Genomic DNA, 16899 nt, shown 5'->3' on the forward strand with positions numbered 1-16899 from the left:
TAGGATGACTGCAAGCAATGTGGAACCCATCATGAGACGACTTTTGCCAGCAGGTGTCCTGGTCGCCCTCGCCTATACACCGGCCGTTGCCGACCCCCTGACTCTGGCCGTTGTCGCACCGGATCGCGGCCTGTTCGACGTTCTGGGCGAACAGGTTCGCCAGGGCGCGCATCTGGCAGCCGATCGCCTGTCGATTTCCCTCGTCGAGATCAACGAGAGCTGCACGCAGGGCAGCGGACCCGAGATTGCCGAACAGATCCGCAAAGCGGGCGCAAAAGCCGCGATCGGTTTCCTCTGCAGCGAAAGCCTGGTCGACGGCTTGCCGGCACTCGCGGAAGCGGGCATCCCCGCGCTCACCCTGTCGGTCCGCTGGAAGGGTCTGATGGAAGATGCTGCCAAACAGGGATGGCCCTTTTTCCGCCTGGCACCCGACAGCGATGCAGAGGCGGAAAAGCTGTCGGACGTGATCCTGCGGGATTGGGCGGGCGCCGCCGTGGCACTGCTCGACGACGGAACCATTCGAGGAAGAGAACTGACAGACCAGATCCGCACCAGCCTTGAGAATGGCGGCCTGAAGCCGATCTTTACCGACACATTCCGGCCCGGCCAGGAACAGCAGGTCGCCCTCGTCCGCCGCCTCCAGAAGGCCGGAGCGTCCCATGTCTTCATCGGGGGGGACCGCAACGACGTCGCCGTCATCGCCCGGGATGCAAAATCTGAAAACCTTGCGCTCAGCTTTCTCGGTGGCGATGCCATGCGCGCCGCCGACGCGCCGGTGCCGCTGCAAGAGGGTGTGCTCGCCGTCGCGCTCGATGACACGCCAAGAGCGCCGGCAGCGGAGGGCTTGGCAGCAGAACTGGCCGAGAAGAAGATCGCGGGTGAAGGCTACGTCCTTCCGGCCCATGCCGCCGTGACCATCGTCGCAGATGCCGCCGGCATTTCATCGGCCATGGGAATGCCGCTTGCCGACGCCATGGTCGGCACCCCTTTCGAAACAGCGGTCGGCCCCGTCATCTTCGGCGAAGATCACGAACTTACCGACAATCCCTACCGGCTGCTCGAATGGAGGAATGGCGCCTTCGTGTCGGTCGCTGGCCGGACGCAATAGGGCCACCAGGACCACCACTCAGTCGCGATAGGGCCAGAAGGCCTGCGTGAACACACCGCCGTCGACCCAGATGGTCTGTCCGGTGACAAACGACGCCTGTTCGGAGCATAAGAACAGAACAGGCCCGGCGATGTCGTCTGGCGTGCCGACGCGCCGGAGCGGCGTCACGTCACCCCAGGTCTTGGCATAGTCGGGCGCTTCGGCTTGAGTCCTTGCCGTTTCGATCGCCCCCGGCGCAATGCAGTTGACACGAATGCCTTCCGGGCCGAGTTCGACGGCAGAAACCTTTGTCAGCTGTTCGATCCCGCCCTTCGAGGCCGTGTAGTCGACGAGTTTGGGGAAGGCGAGCTTGTTGCAGCCCGAGCCGAGATTGACGATCGAGCCGGCCTTGCCCGACGCCACCATGCGCCGCGCCACCCGTTGGGTGTTGAGGAACGTGCCCTTGAGATTGGTGCTGATCACGGCGTCCCAACGCTCTTCGGACAGTTCGAGCAACGAGGCCCAGGTCTGGATGCCGGCATTGTTGATCAGCACGTCCGGCGCCTGCCCCGCCCAGGCGATCACCTCGTCAAGGAAGGCCTCGATCGCGGCAGCTCCGGCCACCTCGCATTCGCGGCCGATCGCGCGTCCGCCCAGAGCCGCAGCCTCCGCTTCAACGGCTGCAGCCTGATCCGGCTGGCCGAGATGGGTGAAGGCGACATCATAGCCGGCCTTGACGAAGGACGAGACGAGATGCCGACCGATGCCGGAGCTGCCGCCGGTGATGATTGCGAATTTGGCCATGTCGTCCTCCCAGACCTCAGCTTGCTGTCTGGCCAGAGGGATGGACGCCGAAACAGGAGCCGTCAAGCGCCGATGCGTCTCATCCCAAGGCATGGTTGCCGCAGGAGACCGCCGATGCTATGCGGACGTCCAACGACTGCCATCAGGCTGCATGCATCGGACACCGGCAAACACCGGCCGCCATGCGGTCGCGCTGCCGAGGAACAGCCCATGACACGCCCCCTGCTGATTTCGCCCTCCATTCTCGCCGCCGACTTTTCCCGCCTCGGCCAGGAAGTCTCCGATGTCGTCGAGGCCGGCGCTGAATGGGTGCATCTGGATGTGATGGACGGCCACTTCGTGCCGAACATTTCTTTCGGCCCGGCGATCATCAAGGCGCTGCGTCCTTACACGGAGGCGGTCTTCGACTGCCATTTGATGATCGCGCCGGCCGATCCCTATCTCGCCGCTTTCGCCGATGCCGGCTGCGACATCATCACGGTGCATGCGGAAGCCGGACCGCATCTTCACCGCTCGCTGCAGACCATTCGGGCGCTCGGCAAGAAGGCCGGCGTCTCGCTGAACCCGGCCACGCCGCTCTCGGCCATCGAGCATGTTATGGATGATCTCGATCTGATCCTGATCATGAGCGTCAATCCCGGCTTCGGCGGTCAGAAATACATTCCCGCCATGACAGACAAAATCGCCAAGGCCCATGCGATGATCGGCAACCGCCCCATCCATCTGGAGGTGGATGGCGGGGTCACGGCCGACAATGCCGCCGAAATCACAAAGGCTGGGGCCAATGCGCTGGTCGCGGGTTCGGCCATCTTCAAGGGCGAGGGCGTGGACGACTACCGCAAGACGGTCGACGCCCTGCGCACGGCTGCCGAAGGAGGGCGCCGGTGAAGTCATCCTTCTTTGCCGCAATCAGCCTGCTCCTCGCGGCCTCCTCCGCAAGCGCTGGTGATGTGGCAGAGATGCGGCCGCTGGGCTTTTCTCCGGACGGAAAGTTTTTTGCCTTCGAGCAGTTTGGCGAGCAGGATGGATCGGGGTTTCCCTACGCGGAGATACAGATCATCGACACCGCCGCAGACACCTATGTCGAGGGTGCGCCGATCAACGTCATCATCCGACGCGAAGAGGCATCTATCGGCGAAGCAAGGCAGGAAAGCCTGAGCCAGGCAAAGGCCCTGCTCGAGGCCCGAAAGATCGGTGATGACCCCGGCCATCTCGTCGCCTTCTCCCCGATTGGCGAACTTACAGAAAAGCCGCACGAGTTGCGGTACCAGGCCTTCCCGAGTTTCTACGTTTCGGACGGGGTCTATCGGCTGTCTCTGCAGCAATTCGATGCGAAGGGCGCGGAACTCTGCGGCAAGATGAATGTCGACGTTCGCGGATTTGCGCTGTCTATCGCTGATGACGCCAGACCCGACGCAAAACGGGAGGCCTACCGGGACAAAAGCGTGCCGAAGAGCCGCAACTGTCCGAGCGCCTATGCGATCGGCGGTGTCGTCACACCGGGGCCGCGGTCTCAGGCGCCGCACATGGTCATGGTCCAGGTCGTTTCGCTCGGCTTCGAAGGCAGCAATCTCCGCTGGCTCGCCATTCCGGTGAAACCTTGACCCGGCGCCTGCGGCTCCCGTCCCTGTATTTGTGGAGCCTCGGCGCGCTGGCTTGGGGCCTGACCATGGCCTTGTGCTTTCTGCTTTCCATCCATGTCTTCGGACGCGCAAGCGGCAGCCACGATATGGCTCTTGCCGCCATCTATGCGGGAGGCGGCATGCTCGGCTGGCTGGTCGCGCTTCCGCTGGTACAGGTCAGCGTTGATGGGCGGGAGGTACCGAAGATCTTCGCGGCCTGGTTCCTCCTGCTCGGGCTCGCGACCATGGCCGCAACGGCCGGCTTGTTTGCTCTGCAATACCGGTTCTTCTACGCTCATTGGCACGCGCCCTTCCCGTCCCGCATTTGGGCCTACCAGTTTGTCTTCACCTCCGCTTCGGCGCTCTACCAGTTCGCCGTTCTGGGCCTGCGCCACTTCCTCCCAACGGCCTTCCTGATTTTGCTGCTGCTCGCCGTCCTCATGGCCCGCCGCAGCCGTTGAGCTTGCCGCCCCACTTTGCTAAGGGGGGCCAGAAATTCCGTTCCAACGAAAGACGAGCCCGATGATCCCGCGTTACTCCCGGCCGGAAATGGTCGCCATCTGGTCCCCCGAAACCAAGTTCCGCATCTGGTTCGAGATCGAGGCCCATGCCTGCGACGCTCTCGCCGAACTTGGCGTGATCCCGAAGGAATCCGCCCGGATGATCTGGGAAAAAGGTGGCGCGGCAGAATTCGATGTTGCCCGCATCGACGAAATCGAAGCCGTGACCAAGCACGACGTCATCGCCTTCCTCACCCATCTCGCCGAGTTCATCGGCCCTGACAGCCGCTTTGTCCACCAGGGCATGACCTCGTCCGACGTTCTGGACACGACGCTGAACATCCAGCTCGTGCGCGCCGCCGACATCCTGCTCGCCGACATGGACCGCGTGCTGGCGGCCCTCAAGGCCCGCGCCTTCGAGCACAAAGACACTGTTCGTATCGGCCGCAGTCATGGCATTCACGCCGAACCGACGACCATGGGCCTGACATTCGCCCGCTTCTATGCCGAGATGGCGCGGAACCGCGCGCGTCTCGTCAATGCTCGCGCAGAGATTGCGACCGGCGCAATCTCCGGCGCCGTCGGCACCTTTGCCAATATCGACCCGCGCGTCGAGGAACATGTCTGCGAGAAGCTCGGCCTTGTCGCTGAGCCGATCTCGACCCAGGTCATCCCGCGCGACCGCCACGCGATGTTCTTTGCGACCCTCGGCGTTATCGCGTCGTCGATCGAAAACGTCGCGATCGAAATCCGCCATATGCAGCGCACGGAAGTGCTGGAAGCCGAAGAATTTTTCTCGCCCGGCCAGAAGGGTTCGTCCGCCATGCCGCACAAGCGCAACCCTGTTCTGACGGAAAACCTGACCGGCCTTGCCCGCCTAGTGCGCATGTCGGTCACCCCGGCGCTCGAAAACGTGGCCCTCTGGCATGAGCGCGACATCAGCCATTCGAGCGTCGAGCGCGCCATCGGCCCTGATACGACGATCACCCTTGATTTCGCGCTGAACCGTTTGGCCGGCGTCATCGAGAAGCTGGTGATCTACCCTGAGAACATGTTGAAGAACATGAACAAGTTCAAGGGTCTGGTGATGAGCCAGCGCGTGCTTCTGGCGCTGACACAGGCCGGCGTTTCGCGTGAAGACAGTTACCGTCTGGTCCAGCGCAACGCGATGAAGGTCTGGGAAAAGGGCGCCGATTTCCTCGAAGAACTGCTGGGTGACGCGGAAGTTCGCGCGGCACTCTCCGAAGAAGAGATCCGCGAGAAATTCGATCTCGGCTATCACACCAAACACGTCGATACGATCTTCAAGCGCGTGTTCGCCTGAGGCCAGTCCCTAGGAACGACCATGCAAGGCCCGGCGGTAACGTCGGGCCTTGTTGTATGGATGGGTCAGACGCGCGGGCGTGCCACCACCAGCTTGCGATAGAGGTGCCAGGTGGCGTGGCCAAGCACCGGCACGATTACGACCAGCCCGACCATGAGCGTCGCCATGCCGATGGCCAGGAGACCGGCGACCAACAATCCCCAGAGGGCAACCGGCACCGGATTGGCAAGACTCGCCCGGATCGACGTCACGACCGCCGTCACCGCACCGACATCCCGGTCAAGCAGAAGCGGGAACGCGACGATGCTGACGACGAGCGCGACCAACGCCAGCAAGAAGCCGAGCCCGTTGCTCCAGATCAGGAAGGGGACGGCATTCGGATGGTTCAAAATTCCGGACATGAAGTTGAACACGCCGGGTGCGAGATTGTCGCTGACCATCGTGTCGTAGAGACCACGCGCCAGGAACAGCCAGACCATGAAGATGAGGAGCAGGCCGATGCTCATCATCAGCAGCGAAGGCAAGGAGGGCGATTTGAAGATCGCCGGAACCTCGGCCCAACTCGCGTCCTCGCCCCGCTCGCGTCTGCGGCTGATATCCATCAGGCCGAGCGCGAGAAGAGGGCCAAGCAGGGCAAAGCCCGTCAGCAACGGATAGACCAACGGCAACAACTCGGCACCGGCACTCCAGGCGATCATGATCGCGCCTGCAAGGGGATAGATCAGCGCGACGAAGGCATAATGGGACGGCTTCTCGCGAAAGTCGGAATAGCCCTCTGCAAGGGCATCAAAGACATCGGACACCGTGATCCGGCGGATATCCGGCCGCTCCAGAATTCCGGCAGGGCCGGTCAAAACATGAAAGGTCGACATTCTCACTCCTCCTCGAATTCCCGGGAATTGCAAACTGCAAAGTGAAATGCACGAAAGGAGCATCCTCCCGATGCCCCTCAAAGCCGCAGCCGGTTATGAAACTTCAAACCCCGGAATCTGACGGCTTTGTCGGGTGCCCGACGTCTCGCACGAGCATCCGAAACCACCATACCACCCCTGCTCCCGGATGTCCCGGAGATTGCCAGCAAGCACCGCATCGTGATGCCGACAGGCACGGAAAAGCACTCGCCTCAGCCGGATTATTTCGCTGTCCGGGGACACGAAACCTTGACGGGACGCATCGTCAAACGCAGATAGGCGCTATGAAAGCATCAGATGTCGATATCCTGATCGTCCCCGGCTACACCAATTCCGGTCCCGACCATTGGCAGAGCCGGTGGGAGGCGAAACTGTCGACGGCGCGGCGCGTCGAACAGGCCGAATGGTCGAAACCGGTCCGCGAGGACTGGGTCGCACGGGTGGTCGAAGAGGTGAACGCCTCCACCCGCCCCGTTGTTCTTGTTGCCCATTCGCTAGGCGTCCCCACCGTCGTGCATGCGATCCCCGAAATGAAGCAGAAGGTGGCTGGCGCTTTCTTCGTCGCTCCGCCCGATGTCGCCAATCCGGAAATCAGGCCGAAGCACCTGATGACCTTTGGCCCGTATCCGCGCGAGCGCCTGCCCTTCCCGACGATCACCATTGCCAGCCGGAACGACCCTTTCGGGGAATATGCTCATGCGGAGGACATCACCAATGCCTGGGGTTCGCTGCTGATCGATGCGGGAGAGTCCGGACACATCAATGCCGATTCCGGTCACGGGCCCTGGCCGGAGGGCACGATGGTATTTGCCCAGTTCCTCAGCCGCCTGTGACGTGAACAAGACTTGGCGTGCCGGACGTTAACAACGGGTTGACGCAGGCCAAAAGCTACAAGAGGAACAGGTTAAGCGCTTCTTAAGTCGGGCGGACTAAGATTTGGGCAGCTCCCGTGTCCAGAGTACGATCTTGTCCAACAACGCTGCAGCCCCTGCACAACCCACAGTCAAGCGTAGCCTGGCCCTGTCGAACCTTCCCTGGCCCTCGGCTTTGCTCGACACCGATGGCCTGATCCTCGACTGCAATTCTACATTCAACGATCTATTCGGGGACACCGGGAGTGAAGCCGGGTGGATCGCCACCTGCCTTGACGCCAATGAAGCGACCGCTCTCAACGCAGCCGTTGAGAGACTTCGGCTAGCCGGAGAAGCCTCGCAGGTCGAACTTCGACTGTCCTGCGGGACCACGACACGCCATTTCATCGCCTCACTCTCTAACGCGACAGACACAGCCACCGATGACACGGTCCTGCTGCAACTCGCAGACATCACGCGCTTGAAGAGCGAAATGGCGGACCTTGCCATCAGGGAGAGCCGTTGGAACCTTGCTCTCGTCTCGTCCGCGTCCGGCGTCTGGGATCAGCGGATGAACGGCGACTATTATTATTCGGAGATCTGGCGCCGTATCCGCGGCCTCGGACCTGACGATCCCATCCCCCCGACCACAGAGGCATGGCTGGAATGGGTTCACCCGCATGACAGAGAGCATGTTCTCCATTGCATCGAGCGGCAGAATTCTGGCGATCCCGGTTACCTGACTTTCCAGTATCGTGAACGCCATAAAGACGGTCACTATATCTGGATCGAATGCCGCGGCGCCTCCATAGAAACGGACGATCATGGTCGGGCCGTGCGGATTACCGGCACGGATACCGATGTAACCGCGCGCAAAGCCCAGGAGGAGTGGCAGGAAGGCCTGTCGCGGCGCCTTCGGCTGGCGCTCGACATTTCGAGGATCGGCGTGTTCGAGACAGATTTCGAAGCCGGCGTCAGCGTCTGGGATGATGCAATGCGTCGGATCTTCGAAGCCGATAAACCCGACGAAATCAGGATCGGGGAGTTCTGGGAACAGAAACTGCATCCAGACGACCGCGATCGTGTCCTGGCCAATGTCAACCGACGAATTGAACTGCGCGAACCGTTCACCGACGACTATCGCATCATCGCCCGCGATGGCGGCATCCGCTACATTCGCGCCAACAGCCTTCCCTATGTCGATCACGACGGACGCCTGAAGATGATTGGCGTCAACTGGGATGTGACCGAAGACAGGCGCTTGCGAGAAGAGCTGGAACGCCAGAAAACTCTGGCCGAAGCGCGGAACGAAGAGCTTGAGCGAACGCGCTTGGCCGCCGAACACTCCGCTCTGCACGACTACCTGACCGGCCTGCCGAACCGCCGCTTTCTCGAGCAACGGATCGATGCCTGGCGCTCCACGAACGAAAGCGACAAGCAAGGCATCGCTATTCTGCATATCGATCTCGATCGGTTCAAACAGATCAACGACACGCTGGGTCACAGCGCAGGCGACGCCATGCTGAAGCATGCGGCCCACATTCTTAAGGACAGCATCCGCCCGGACGACTTTGCTGCCCGCATCGGCGGTGATGAATTTGTCCTCCTCGTCGCCGACACCGGCACGCCTGCGGTGCTATCCGATATTGCAACACGCATCATCGACAGCATGCGCCAGCCGATCTGGTTTAACGGCCACGAATGCCGATTCGGCGCCAGCATCGGCATCGCACATTCGACCGACCGTTTGGTGGATCCCCGCCAGCTCCTGCAGAATGCGGACATCGCCCTCTACAATGCGAAGAACCTCGGGCGGAACCGCTACGAGTTCTACAAGCCGGCAAGCCGCAGCATGCTGGTCGATGCGCACAAGCTGTCTGACGAGCTTCTGCGCGGCCTGGAGCGGGACGAGATCATTCCGTTTTACCAGCTGCAATTCGACGCTCGCACGCGCGAAATCACCGGCGCGGAATGCCTCGCTCGTTGGCAGCATCCCGAGCACGGTCTTCTCGGACCGGACCGCTTTCTGGCGGTTGCCGAAGACTGCGGCGTGATCGGCCAAGTCGACCGCATCATTCTGGAGAAGGCACTCGCCGATGTCGCACGCTGGAAGAACCTTGGCCTTGATGTGCCCAAGATTTCCGTGAATGTTTCCGCCCGGCGGTTGAATGACCCGGACCTCGCGCAAGGCCTGGCAAAACTCGATATCAAGCCGGGTAAGGTATCGTTCGAACTTCTCGAAAGCGTCTTCCTCGATCGCCAGGACGAAGTGGTCCGCGCCAATCTCGAAACGCTCCGCCGTCTTTCAATCGGCATCGAGATCGATGATTTCGGCACCGGCCACGCGTCAATAGTCGGCTTGCTCAATCTGAAACCGGGCACCCTGAAGATCGATCGTCAGTTAATTGAGCACCTGCCGGAAAGCCAGGAGCAGCGCGTTCTGGTGATGTCGATCATCCAGATCGCCCGCTCGCTCAAGATCAAGGTGGTTGCCGAAGGTGTTGAAACCGAGGAGCACGCCCGCATCCTCAAACGTCTCGGCTGCGACGTCTTGCAGGGGTATGGCCTTGCCAGGCCGAGCGATTTCGAACGCACGACGCTGCGGCTGATGGAACAAAGAAAATCCGCCCGAGCCGGTTAGGCTGGGCGGATCGAGATGCGGATGGTTTTTCCGGTGATCAGGAATTCTGGATCTGTTCGATCGCCTGGCCCAGGAACTCGACCATCTTCCCACGCAGTTCTTCATCGGTGATCGAGACGCCGCCAGCCGAAAGGTCCGCCTTCAACTTACGAATGACGTCCTCGTCACCGGCTTCTTCGAAATCCGAAGCGACCACTTCCTTGGCGTAGGCATCCGCATCGGCCTTGCCGAGCAAGCCGGCGGCCCAGAGCCCGATCAGCTTGTTGCGACGCGCTTCCGCCTTGAAGCGAAGCTCTTGATCATGTGCGAACTTGTTTTCGAACGCCTTTTCGCGATCACTCATGCCGCTCATCTGAATCTCCCGTATTGTGCCGTCGTTGTGCGGTGACGTTTCCCCATTAATCAAAAGGGAGTACAAAGTGCAATGCAAAGTTCCGCGATTCCGACGGAGACTCCGACGGCGCGACGTTTTGGCAGGAAGGGGAGAACTGCGCATTGTGAAAACCGAGGTTTTCCGTTAAGGGACCGCTTCAAAGACCGATCCACTGCATCCGCGCTCATAGCGCCGGGATGCCAACCACAGAGAAATCCGCTCATGAACCGTCGCCGCCGCGTTTACGAGGGCAAGGCAAAGATCCTCTATGAAGGTCCGGAGCCGGGCACGCTGATCCAATTCTTCAAGGATGATGCAACCGCTTTCAACAAGAAGAAACATGAAGTCATCGACGGAAAAGGCGTTTTGAACAACCGCATCTCCGAATATGTCTTCACGCATCTGAACAAGATCGGCATCCCCACCCATTTCATCCGCCGCATGAACATGCGCGAACAGCTGATCAAGGAAGTCGAGATCATTCCGCTCGAGATCGTCGTCCGCAATGTCGCCGCCGGCTCGCTCTCGACCCGGCTGGGCATTGAGGAAGGCGTTGTTCTTCCCCGGTCGATCATAGAGTTCTACTACAAGTCGGACGCTCTCGGCGACCCGATGGTTTCCGAAGAGCACATCACGGCCTTCGGTTGGGCCAATCCGGCCGAACTCGATGACATCATGGCCCTCGCCATTCGTGTGAACGACTTCCTGTCAGGCCTTTTCCTCGGCATCGGCATTCAGCTCGTCGACTTCAAGATCGAATGCGGGCGTCTGTTCGAGGGCGACATGATGCGCATCATCCTTGCCGACGAGATTTCGCCGGACAGCTGCCGCCTCTGGGACATCGAAACCCGCGAGAAGCTCGACAAGGACCGCTTCCGCCACGATATGGGCGGGCTGCTGGAAGCCTACCAGGAAGTGGCCAAGCGCCTCGGCATCATCAACGAAAACGAGCCCCTGCGCGGCACGGGCCCGGTTCTGGTCAAGTAATTTTGGAGAGACTACAAGTGATCAAGGCACGCGTCACCGTCACCCTGAAGAACGGCGTCCTCGACCCCCAGGGCAAGGCCATAGAAGGCGCCCTCGGCGCACTCGGCTTCGACGGAGTAGGCCAGGTCCGCCAGGGCAAGGTCTTCGATCTCGAACTCGCCGGCGACGACAAGGCCAAGGCAGAGACCGAGCTGAAGGCCATGTGCGAAAAGCTCCTCGCCAACACGGTCATCGAGAACTATACTATCTCCATCGCCTGAGGGTTGTAGGAGATGCGCGATGGCTGAGGTCACCAGCGAATTGATGTTCGAGCTTCTGAAGCGAGTTCACGCAGATATTGCGGACATCAAGCTGGGGCAGCGGGAGTTGCGCTCCGAAATGAACGCGATACGCGGGACGCTCGTCTCCGTGCATCAGGACATTCACAACATCCATACGACGTTGGCGCGTCACGAGACACGCCTGGATCGGATTGAAAATCGTCTGGAACTGCGCGAGTTCCAAGAAGCCCAGCTAAGGTTTGAGCCACAGCCATGAAATCAGCCGTCGTCCAGCTCCCAGGCCTCAACCGTGACCGTGACATGATCGCGGCGCTGACCAAGATCTCCGGCAATGCCCCGGTCACGATCTGGCAGACCGAAACCGAGATCCCGGATGTCGACCTGATCGTTATCCCCGGTGGCTTTTCCTATGGGGACTATCTGCGCTGCGGTGCGATTGCCGCCCGCATGCCGGTCATGCAGGCGATCAAGGAAAAGGCCGAGAAGGGCGTGAAGGTCATCGGCGTCTGCAACGGCTTTCAGATCCTCGTCGAAGCCGGCATGCTACCGGGCGCACTGATGCGCAATCAGTCGCTCAAGTTCGTGTGCAAGGAAATCAAGCTCGAGGTCGTCAACGCCGACACGGACTTCACCCGCGCCTATGCCAAGGGCCAAATCATCCGATGCCCGGTCGCCCATCACGATGGCAACTACTTTGCTGATGCCGAGACCCTGAAAACAATCGAAGGCAATGGCCAGATAGTCTTCCGTTACGCGGACGGCACCAATCCGAACGGCTCGATGAACAACATCGCCGGCGTGATCAATGCCAAGGGCAACGTGCTTGGCATGATGCCGCATCCGGAAAACTTGATCGAGGCCGCGCATGGTGGCAACGACGGTCGCGGTATCTTCGCCTCGGCGCTCGACGTCATCGCTGCCTAAGGTAAGCTTCGCTTAACCCTAAAAATGTAGAGAGGCGGCACACAGCCGAAAGATCGCCATGGGCCGCCTCAGATTTTCCCTCGCCATGATTGCAGTTGCAGCGCTTTCCGCCTGCAAGCCAGATGCACCGACACCGCGGCCGGCCTCCGGTCAGTCGGCCCTGGACGTGATGGAACTGGTGGCCGTCGGGGCCAATCGCTGCTGGTTCAAATCGGGCGATCCGGCCTTCAAGTCCTATGCACTGGCCCCGGAACTCACATCCTTCTCCGGCCGTCCCCGCATCCTCCTCGTCCGCAAGGGATCGAGCGACATCCGGCCGCTGCTGGTCGTTCAAGCCGAAGGCAAGCCGGCGCGGCTCGATGCCTTTGGGCCGATGATGGGTGAAGCGCTCGCGCCGCGCATTCGAGCCGATGTCGTCCGTTGGGCCAAGGGTTCGAAAGACTGCTGATCAAAGCGGCGGCAAACCCGCCCCGTCCAGCCGAACCATCACACTGCGCCGCGCTTCCCGCCGCGCCTCGTGCGCGCTGATCCCGATGTCGCGCAACTGATCATCCGTCAACTCCGCAAGGGTCTGTCTCGACCGCGAGCGGCGCATCCAAGAGACCACAAGACTAACAGCGACGCCAAAGGCAGAGGCCATGCGCAGCTGGCGCTTTTCCGATGCTTGTGTGTCCGGCGAAGAAATTGTATCGATTGTCATAACAAACCTCGAAGCAGACTGAGAGATACCTGCGACGTGAGGTATGAATTGACTCTTTTACGGTGACAATATAGAGAATTGTCCTTATGACAAACTGGCTTCCATCCCTCACGACCGGTCACGGCCCCCTCTATCTGCGCATCGCGGATGATGCCGAAAGAGCAATTAAATCAGGGGCACTGCCGCAGGGTACCAAATTACCTCCGCAGCGGGATCTCGCCTATGACGTAGGGGTGACAATAGGGACAATCTCGAGGGCATACGCCCTCCTCCGGGAAAGAGGTCTGGTTAGCGGCGAGGTCGGCCGCGGCACATATGTGCAGACAGACACGACCGGACCCGCCGCCGGACCGCGCGACCCGGTTACACTCAATTACGGCGGTACCCGCTCCATGACACCGCCACCCGGGAAGCTCCGCTTCGACACGACAGCGGCAATCGACGTGGGACAGGCAGCCGTCGTCGGGCGCATCATGACGGAGATCGCCCTTGAACATCCGTCCGAGATATCAAGCTACACCCGCACACTCTCTCCCGACTGGCAGGAAGCAGGAAGGCGCTGGCTTTCAAACGGCAGCTGGTCACCGGACGCCACACAGGTGCTGCCGCAGCTGGGCGTGCATGCGGGGATCAATGCTGTCATCGCGGCCGTGACCGGGACGGGAGACCGTGTGGTCTGCGAACACCTGACCTATTCGCAGGTATCTCGCAGCGCCATGCTGATGGGCCGGCAAATCGCACTGGTCGAGTCGGATGCCGATGGCATCCTTCCCGAGGACTTCGAGCGGGTCTGCGCGCGCGAGCACCCAAAGGCAGCCTTCCTCATGTCGTCCGGCCAGAACCCGACCCTGGCTTGTCTGCCGCTGTCGAGGCGCAAGGACATCGTCGCGATCGCCCGCAAATACAATGTCTGGCTGATCGAGGACTACCTCTACGGCGGCATGATCGCCGATGGGATTCCGCTGCTCGCCGAACTCGCCCCCGACCGGACCTTTCTCCTCAATGGATTGTCGAAGTCCGTCGCTGCAGGCGTGCGCGGAGGATGGGTCGCCTGTCCGCCCCACATGAGCCAGCGCGTGCGCGTGACGCAGAAGATGGTCAGCGGCGGCCTACCTTTCCTGCTCGCGGAAGTCTCGGCCCGTCTGGTGCTTTCCGGCGCGGCGGCCGAGATCCGCAGCCAGGTGTTGAGCGAGATCGCAGCCCGCGAGGCTGTGGTGCGCCAGCTCTTCCAGGGCCACGAGTTCCGCTCTCACCCCAGACTGCCGTTTGTCTGGCTCAAACTGCCAGAACCCTGGCTCTCCGGCACATTCAAGCAGGCCGTGCTTGATGCAGACATCCTCATCGACGACGAGGATGAATTCAAGCCGGCTCGCTCGTCACGCACCTTCCACCATGTCCGCATCGGCTTCAGCGAGGGACGTGATCGCGCGATTTCGACCCAGGGTCTGGCCGCTGTCCGCCGCGTTCTGGACCAGAGCCCGCTCGGCACCAGTGCCTTCGTATGACAGCCGGTCGCAAGCTCCGGGGCCTGCCGACGAAAGCCGCGTGAATCAGGGCCTTCGGCGCATTTTCCAGTCGCGCCGGGCGCAGGCTTGGGTTATAGCCTGCCTCGAAACCGATCTCCCCCAGATCTCCCATTGCCCTGAGAGCCAGATGACCGTTTCCAACTCCCGTCCCATCACCGCAGAACTGATCGCAAGCCACGGCCTGAAGCCGGACGAATACGATCGCATCCTGAACCTGATCGGACGCGAGCCGACCTTCACCGAGCTCGGGATCTTCTCGGCGATGTGGAACGAGCACTGCTCCTACAAGTCTTCCAAGAAGTGGCTGAAGACGCTGCCGACCAAGGGCCCGCGCGTCATCCAGGGACCGGGCGAAAACGCCGGCGTCGTCGACATCGATGACGGCGATGTCGTCGTCTTCAAGATGGAGAGCCACAACCACCCGTCCTACATCGAGCCCTATCAGGGAGCGGCAACCGGCGTTGGCGGTATTTTGCGCGACGTCTTTACCATGGGCGCCCGTCCGGTCGCGGCTATGAACGCCCTGCGCTTCGGCGCGCCGGATCACCCGAAGACCAAGCATCTGGTGGCTGGTGTCGTTGCGGGTGTCGGCGGCTATGGCAATTCCTTCGGTGTTCCGACGGTCGGCGGTGAAGTCGAATTCGACGCCCGCTACAACGGCAATATTCTGGTCAACGCATTCGCTGCCGGCCTTGCCAAGGCGGATGGCATCTTCCTCTCGGAAGCCAAGGGCGTCGGCCTGCCGGTCGTCTATCTCGGTGCCAAGACCGGCCGCGACGGCGTCGGCGGTGCGACCATGGCATCGGCCGAATTCGACGAGTCGATCGAAGAGAAGCGCCCGACCGTTCAGGTCGGCGACCCCTTCACCGAAAAATGCCTGCTGGAAGCCTGCCTCGAGCTGATGAAAACCGGCGCCGTCATCGCCATTCAGGACATGGGCGCTGCCGGCCTGACCTGCTCGGCCGTCGAAATGGGCGCCAAGGGCGACCTCGGCATCGAGCTGCATCTCGACAAGGTGCCGGTGCGCGAAGAGCGCATGACGGCCTATGAAATGATGCTGTCGGAAAGCCAGGAGCGCATGCTCATGGTGCTCGAGCCCTCCAAGGAAGAGGTCGCCAAGGCGATTTTCGTCAAGTGGGGCCTCGACTTCGCCATCGTCGGCTACACCACCGACGACCTGCGCTTCCGCGTCATCCATCAGGGCGAGGAAGTCGCGAACCTGCCGATCAAGGAACTCGGCGACGAGGCTCCGGAATACGACCGTCCGTGGATCGAGCCGAAGACCCCTGCCCCGCTGACCGAGAACGAGATTCCGGCTGGCGACGTCGCGGACGCGCTCGTGAAGCTCGTCGGCTCAGCCAACAACTCCTCGCGCCGCTGGGTCTACGAACAGTATGACACGCTGATCCAGGGCAATTCGCTGCAGCTTCCGGGCGGCGATGCCGGCGTGATCCGCGTCGAGGGCCATGCCTCCAAGGCACTCGCCTTCTCCTCCGACGTCACCCCGCGCTACGTCGAGGCCGACCCGTTCGAAGGCGGCAAGCAGGCAGTGGCCGAATGCTGGCGCAACATCACCGCGACCGGCGCGCTGCCGCTGGCCGCCACCGACAACCTGAACTTCGGCAATCCCGAGCGCCCCGAGATCATGGGCCAGTTCGTCTTTGCGATCAAAGGCATTGGCGAGGCCTGCAAGGCCCTCGACTTCCCGATCGTCTCGGGCAACGTCTCGCTCTACAACGAGACCAACGGCCAGGCCATCCTGCCGACCCCGACGATCGCCGGCGTCGGCCTGATGAAGGACTGGAAGAAGATGGCTCGCATCCGCTTTGCCGCTCAGGGCGAAGCAATCCTGCTCGCCGGCGCACCGTCCGGCTGGGGCACCCATCTCGGTCAGTCCGCCTACCTTCGCGACATTCACGGCCGCACCGATGGTCCCGCACCGCATGTCGATCTCGAACACGAGAAGAAGGTCGGCGACTTTGTTCGTGGCCTGACCGAAGACGGCCTGGCAACCGCGGTGCATGACTGCTCGTCCGGCGGTCTCGCGCTGGCTGTGGCGGAAATGGCCATGGCCTCGGGCATCGGCGCCCACATCAACGCCCTGACCGACGCCAATCCGGTTGCCGTCTTCTACGGCGAAGACCAGGGCCGCTACGTGCTGACCGTCAAGGAAGCCGATGTCGACCAGGTGCAGGTCCGCGCCGAAGCCGCTGGCGTCTTCTGCCCGTGGATCGGTCGCACCGGCGGCTCGAACGTCGTGCTTGGCGATGCGAAGCCGGTGGCCGTCGAGGACCTGAAGAAGGCCCACGAAGGCTGGTTCCCGGCCCTGATGGATGGCGAACTCGCCTGATTGCGGATGCCACGTCCC

At 61.6% G+C, this 16899-nt stretch carries 18 protein-coding genes; 14 read left to right on the plus strand and 4 right to left on the minus strand.

The annotated features are described in order from the left end of the window. The first annotated feature begins 31 nt into the window (after nt 1–31). Nucleotides 32–1108: a branched-chain amino acid ABC transporter substrate-binding protein gene (locus ACT53S_RS16935; RefSeq protein WP_476067842.1), complete on the plus strand. Its 1077-nt coding sequence runs from the start codon at nt 32–34 to the stop codon at nt 1106–1108. A gap of 18 nt (nt 1109–1126) precedes the next feature. On the opposite strand, the gene ACT53S_RS16940 is transcribed toward ACT53S_RS16935, so the two are convergent. Next, a complete protein-coding gene (locus ACT53S_RS16940; RefSeq protein WP_476067843.1) occupies nt 1127–1891 on the minus strand; it encodes an SDR family NAD(P)-dependent oxidoreductase in 765 nt (254 codons plus the stop codon). 210 nt (nt 1892–2101) lie between these two features. Between ACT53S_RS16940 and rpe the strand changes: the two genes are divergently transcribed. From rpe to purB, 4 genes are all read left to right on the plus strand, one after another. Next, nucleotides 2102–2779, plus strand: coding sequence for a ribulose-phosphate 3-epimerase (gene rpe, locus ACT53S_RS16945; protein ID WP_476067844.1), 678 nt, complete (start codon nt 2102–2104; stop codon nt 2777–2779). Continuing rightward, complete coding sequence (locus ACT53S_RS16950; RefSeq protein WP_476067845.1) at nt 2776–3495, plus strand: DUF2259 domain-containing protein; 720 nt, start codon at nt 2776–2778, stop codon at nt 3493–3495. The genes rpe and ACT53S_RS16950 overlap by 4 nt, the downstream gene beginning before the upstream one ends. A 65-nt stretch (nt 3496–3560) precedes the next feature. After that, complete coding sequence (locus ACT53S_RS16955) at nt 3561–3974, plus strand: hypothetical protein (RefSeq protein WP_476067846.1); 414 nt, start codon at nt 3561–3563, stop codon at nt 3972–3974. Nucleotides 3975–4035: 61 nt separating this feature from the next. Beyond that, entirely contained in the window at nt 4036–5337 is a 1302-nt protein-coding gene (gene purB, locus ACT53S_RS16960) for an adenylosuccinate lyase (protein ID WP_142068614.1), read from the plus strand. 65 nt (nt 5338–5402) lie between these two features. Here purB and ACT53S_RS16965 read toward each other — a convergent pair whose 3' ends face one another. Then, a complete protein-coding gene (locus ACT53S_RS16965; protein WP_476067847.1) occupies nt 5403–6209 on the minus strand; it encodes a DUF2189 domain-containing protein in 807 nt (268 codons plus the stop codon). Between the two features lie 323 nt (nt 6210–6532). Here ACT53S_RS16965 and ACT53S_RS16970 point away from each other — a divergent pair, with 323 nt between their 5' ends. Continuing rightward, nucleotides 6533–7081: an RBBP9/YdeN family alpha/beta hydrolase gene (locus tag ACT53S_RS16970; RefSeq protein ID WP_113376563.1), complete on the plus strand. Its 549-nt coding sequence runs from the start codon at nt 6533–6535 to the stop codon at nt 7079–7081. A 133-nt stretch (nt 7082–7214) separates the two neighbouring features. Further along, complete coding sequence (locus ACT53S_RS16975) at nt 7215–9740, plus strand: sensor domain-containing protein (protein ID WP_476067848.1); 2526 nt, start codon at nt 7215–7217, stop codon at nt 9738–9740. 37 nt (nt 9741–9777) lie between these two features. Here ACT53S_RS16975 and ACT53S_RS16980 read toward each other — a convergent pair whose 3' ends face one another. Further along, the gene (locus ACT53S_RS16980) at nt 9778–10092 is read right to left on the minus strand and encodes a DUF1476 domain-containing protein (protein WP_113376565.1); all 315 of its coding nucleotides are present in this window, start codon (nt 10090–10092) and stop codon (nt 9778–9780) included. A gap of 243 nt (nt 10093–10335) precedes the next feature. Between ACT53S_RS16980 and purC the strand changes: the two genes are divergently transcribed. The 5 genes from purC to ACT53S_RS17005 are packed head-to-tail and all read left to right on the plus strand — an operon-like array spanning nt 10336 to nt 12753. After that, nucleotides 10336–11100 carry a phosphoribosylaminoimidazolesuccinocarboxamide synthase gene (gene purC / locus ACT53S_RS16985; protein WP_113376566.1) on the plus strand — a complete coding sequence of 255 codons (765 nt, stop codon included), beginning with the start codon at nt 10336–10338 and terminating at the stop codon, nt 11098–11100. Between the two features lie 17 nt (nt 11101–11117). Next, nucleotides 11118–11360 (plus strand): phosphoribosylformylglycinamidine synthase subunit PurS, encoded by a 243-nt coding sequence (gene purS / locus ACT53S_RS16990; RefSeq protein WP_113376567.1) that lies wholly within the window; start codon nt 11118–11120, stop codon nt 11358–11360. A gap of 19 nt (nt 11361–11379) precedes the next feature. After that, on the plus strand, nt 11380–11637 hold the full coding sequence (locus tag ACT53S_RS16995; protein ID WP_476067849.1) for a hypothetical protein: 258 nt from the start codon (nt 11380–11382) through the stop codon (nt 11635–11637). Further along, nucleotides 11634–12305 carry a phosphoribosylformylglycinamidine synthase subunit PurQ gene (purQ, locus tag ACT53S_RS17000; RefSeq protein ID WP_113376569.1) on the plus strand — a complete coding sequence of 224 codons (672 nt, stop codon included), beginning with the start codon at nt 11634–11636 and terminating at the stop codon, nt 12303–12305. The genes ACT53S_RS16995 and purQ overlap by 4 nt, the downstream gene beginning before the upstream one ends. A gap of 58 nt (nt 12306–12363) precedes the next feature. Beyond that, nucleotides 12364–12753 (plus strand): hypothetical protein, encoded by a 390-nt coding sequence (locus tag ACT53S_RS17005; protein ID WP_113376570.1) that lies wholly within the window; start codon nt 12364–12366, stop codon nt 12751–12753. Here ACT53S_RS17005 and ACT53S_RS17010 read toward each other — a convergent pair whose 3' ends face one another. Then, complete coding sequence (locus tag ACT53S_RS17010; RefSeq protein ID WP_142068600.1) at nt 12754–13005, minus strand: YjiS-like domain-containing protein; 252 nt, start codon at nt 13003–13005, stop codon at nt 12754–12756. 86 nt (nt 13006–13091) lie between these two features. On the opposite strand from ACT53S_RS17010, the gene ACT53S_RS17015 reads away from it, so the two are divergent. Both ACT53S_RS17015 and purL read left to right on the plus strand, forming a co-directional pair. Beyond that, the gene (locus tag ACT53S_RS17015; protein ID WP_113376572.1) at nt 13092–14510 is read left to right on the plus strand and encodes an aminotransferase-like domain-containing protein; all 1419 of its coding nucleotides are present in this window, start codon (nt 13092–13094) and stop codon (nt 14508–14510) included. Nucleotides 14511–14658: 148 nt separating this feature from the next. Continuing rightward, complete coding sequence (gene purL, locus ACT53S_RS17020) at nt 14659–16881, plus strand: phosphoribosylformylglycinamidine synthase subunit PurL (RefSeq protein ID WP_476067850.1); 2223 nt, start codon at nt 14659–14661, stop codon at nt 16879–16881. The last annotated feature ends 18 nt before the right edge of the window (nt 16882–16899 follow it).

It is taken from the genome of Allorhizobium sp. DMC15 (assembly GCF_056314065.1).

What these genes read in the sequence shown, in the direction of transcription:
- ACT53S_RS16935 (WP_476067842.1), top strand. Translation starts at nt 32, where the DNA reads ATGAGACGACTTTTGCCAGCAGGTGTCCTGGTCGCCCTCGCCTATACA.
- ACT53S_RS16940 (WP_476067843.1), bottom strand. Translation starts at nt 1,891, where the DNA reads ATGGCCAAATTCGCAATCATCACCGGCGGCAGCTCCGGCATCGGTCGG.
- rpe (WP_476067844.1), top strand. Translation starts at nt 2,102, where the DNA reads ATGACACGCCCCCTGCTGATTTCGCCCTCCATTCTCGCCGCCGACTTT.
- ACT53S_RS16955 (WP_476067846.1), top strand. Translation starts at nt 3,561, where the DNA reads ATGGCCTTGTGCTTTCTGCTTTCCATCCATGTCTTCGGACGCGCAAGC.
- purB (WP_142068614.1), top strand. Translation starts at nt 4,036, where the DNA reads ATGATCCCGCGTTACTCCCGGCCGGAAATGGTCGCCATCTGGTCCCCC.
- ACT53S_RS16965 (WP_476067847.1), bottom strand. Translation starts at nt 6,209, where the DNA reads ATGTCGACCTTTCATGTTTTGACCGGCCCTGCCGGAATTCTGGAGCGG.
- ACT53S_RS16970 (WP_113376563.1), top strand. Translation starts at nt 6,533, where the DNA reads ATGAAAGCATCAGATGTCGATATCCTGATCGTCCCCGGCTACACCAAT.
- ACT53S_RS16980 (WP_113376565.1), bottom strand. Translation starts at nt 10,092, where the DNA reads ATGAGCGGCATGAGTGATCGCGAAAAGGCGTTCGAAAACAAGTTCGCA.
- purC (WP_113376566.1), top strand. Translation starts at nt 10,336, where the DNA reads ATGAACCGTCGCCGCCGCGTTTACGAGGGCAAGGCAAAGATCCTCTAT.
- ACT53S_RS16995 (WP_476067849.1), top strand. Translation starts at nt 11,380, where the DNA reads ATGGCTGAGGTCACCAGCGAATTGATGTTCGAGCTTCTGAAGCGAGTT.
- purQ (WP_113376569.1), top strand. Translation starts at nt 11,634, where the DNA reads ATGAAATCAGCCGTCGTCCAGCTCCCAGGCCTCAACCGTGACCGTGAC.
- ACT53S_RS17005 (WP_113376570.1), top strand. Translation starts at nt 12,364, where the DNA reads ATGGGCCGCCTCAGATTTTCCCTCGCCATGATTGCAGTTGCAGCGCTT.
- ACT53S_RS17010 (WP_142068600.1), bottom strand. Translation starts at nt 13,005, where the DNA reads ATGACAATCGATACAATTTCTTCGCCGGACACACAAGCATCGGAAAAG.
- ACT53S_RS17015 (WP_113376572.1), top strand. Translation starts at nt 13,092, where the DNA reads ATGACAAACTGGCTTCCATCCCTCACGACCGGTCACGGCCCCCTCTAT.
- purL (WP_476067850.1), top strand. Translation starts at nt 14,659, where the DNA reads ATGACCGTTTCCAACTCCCGTCCCATCACCGCAGAACTGATCGCAAGC.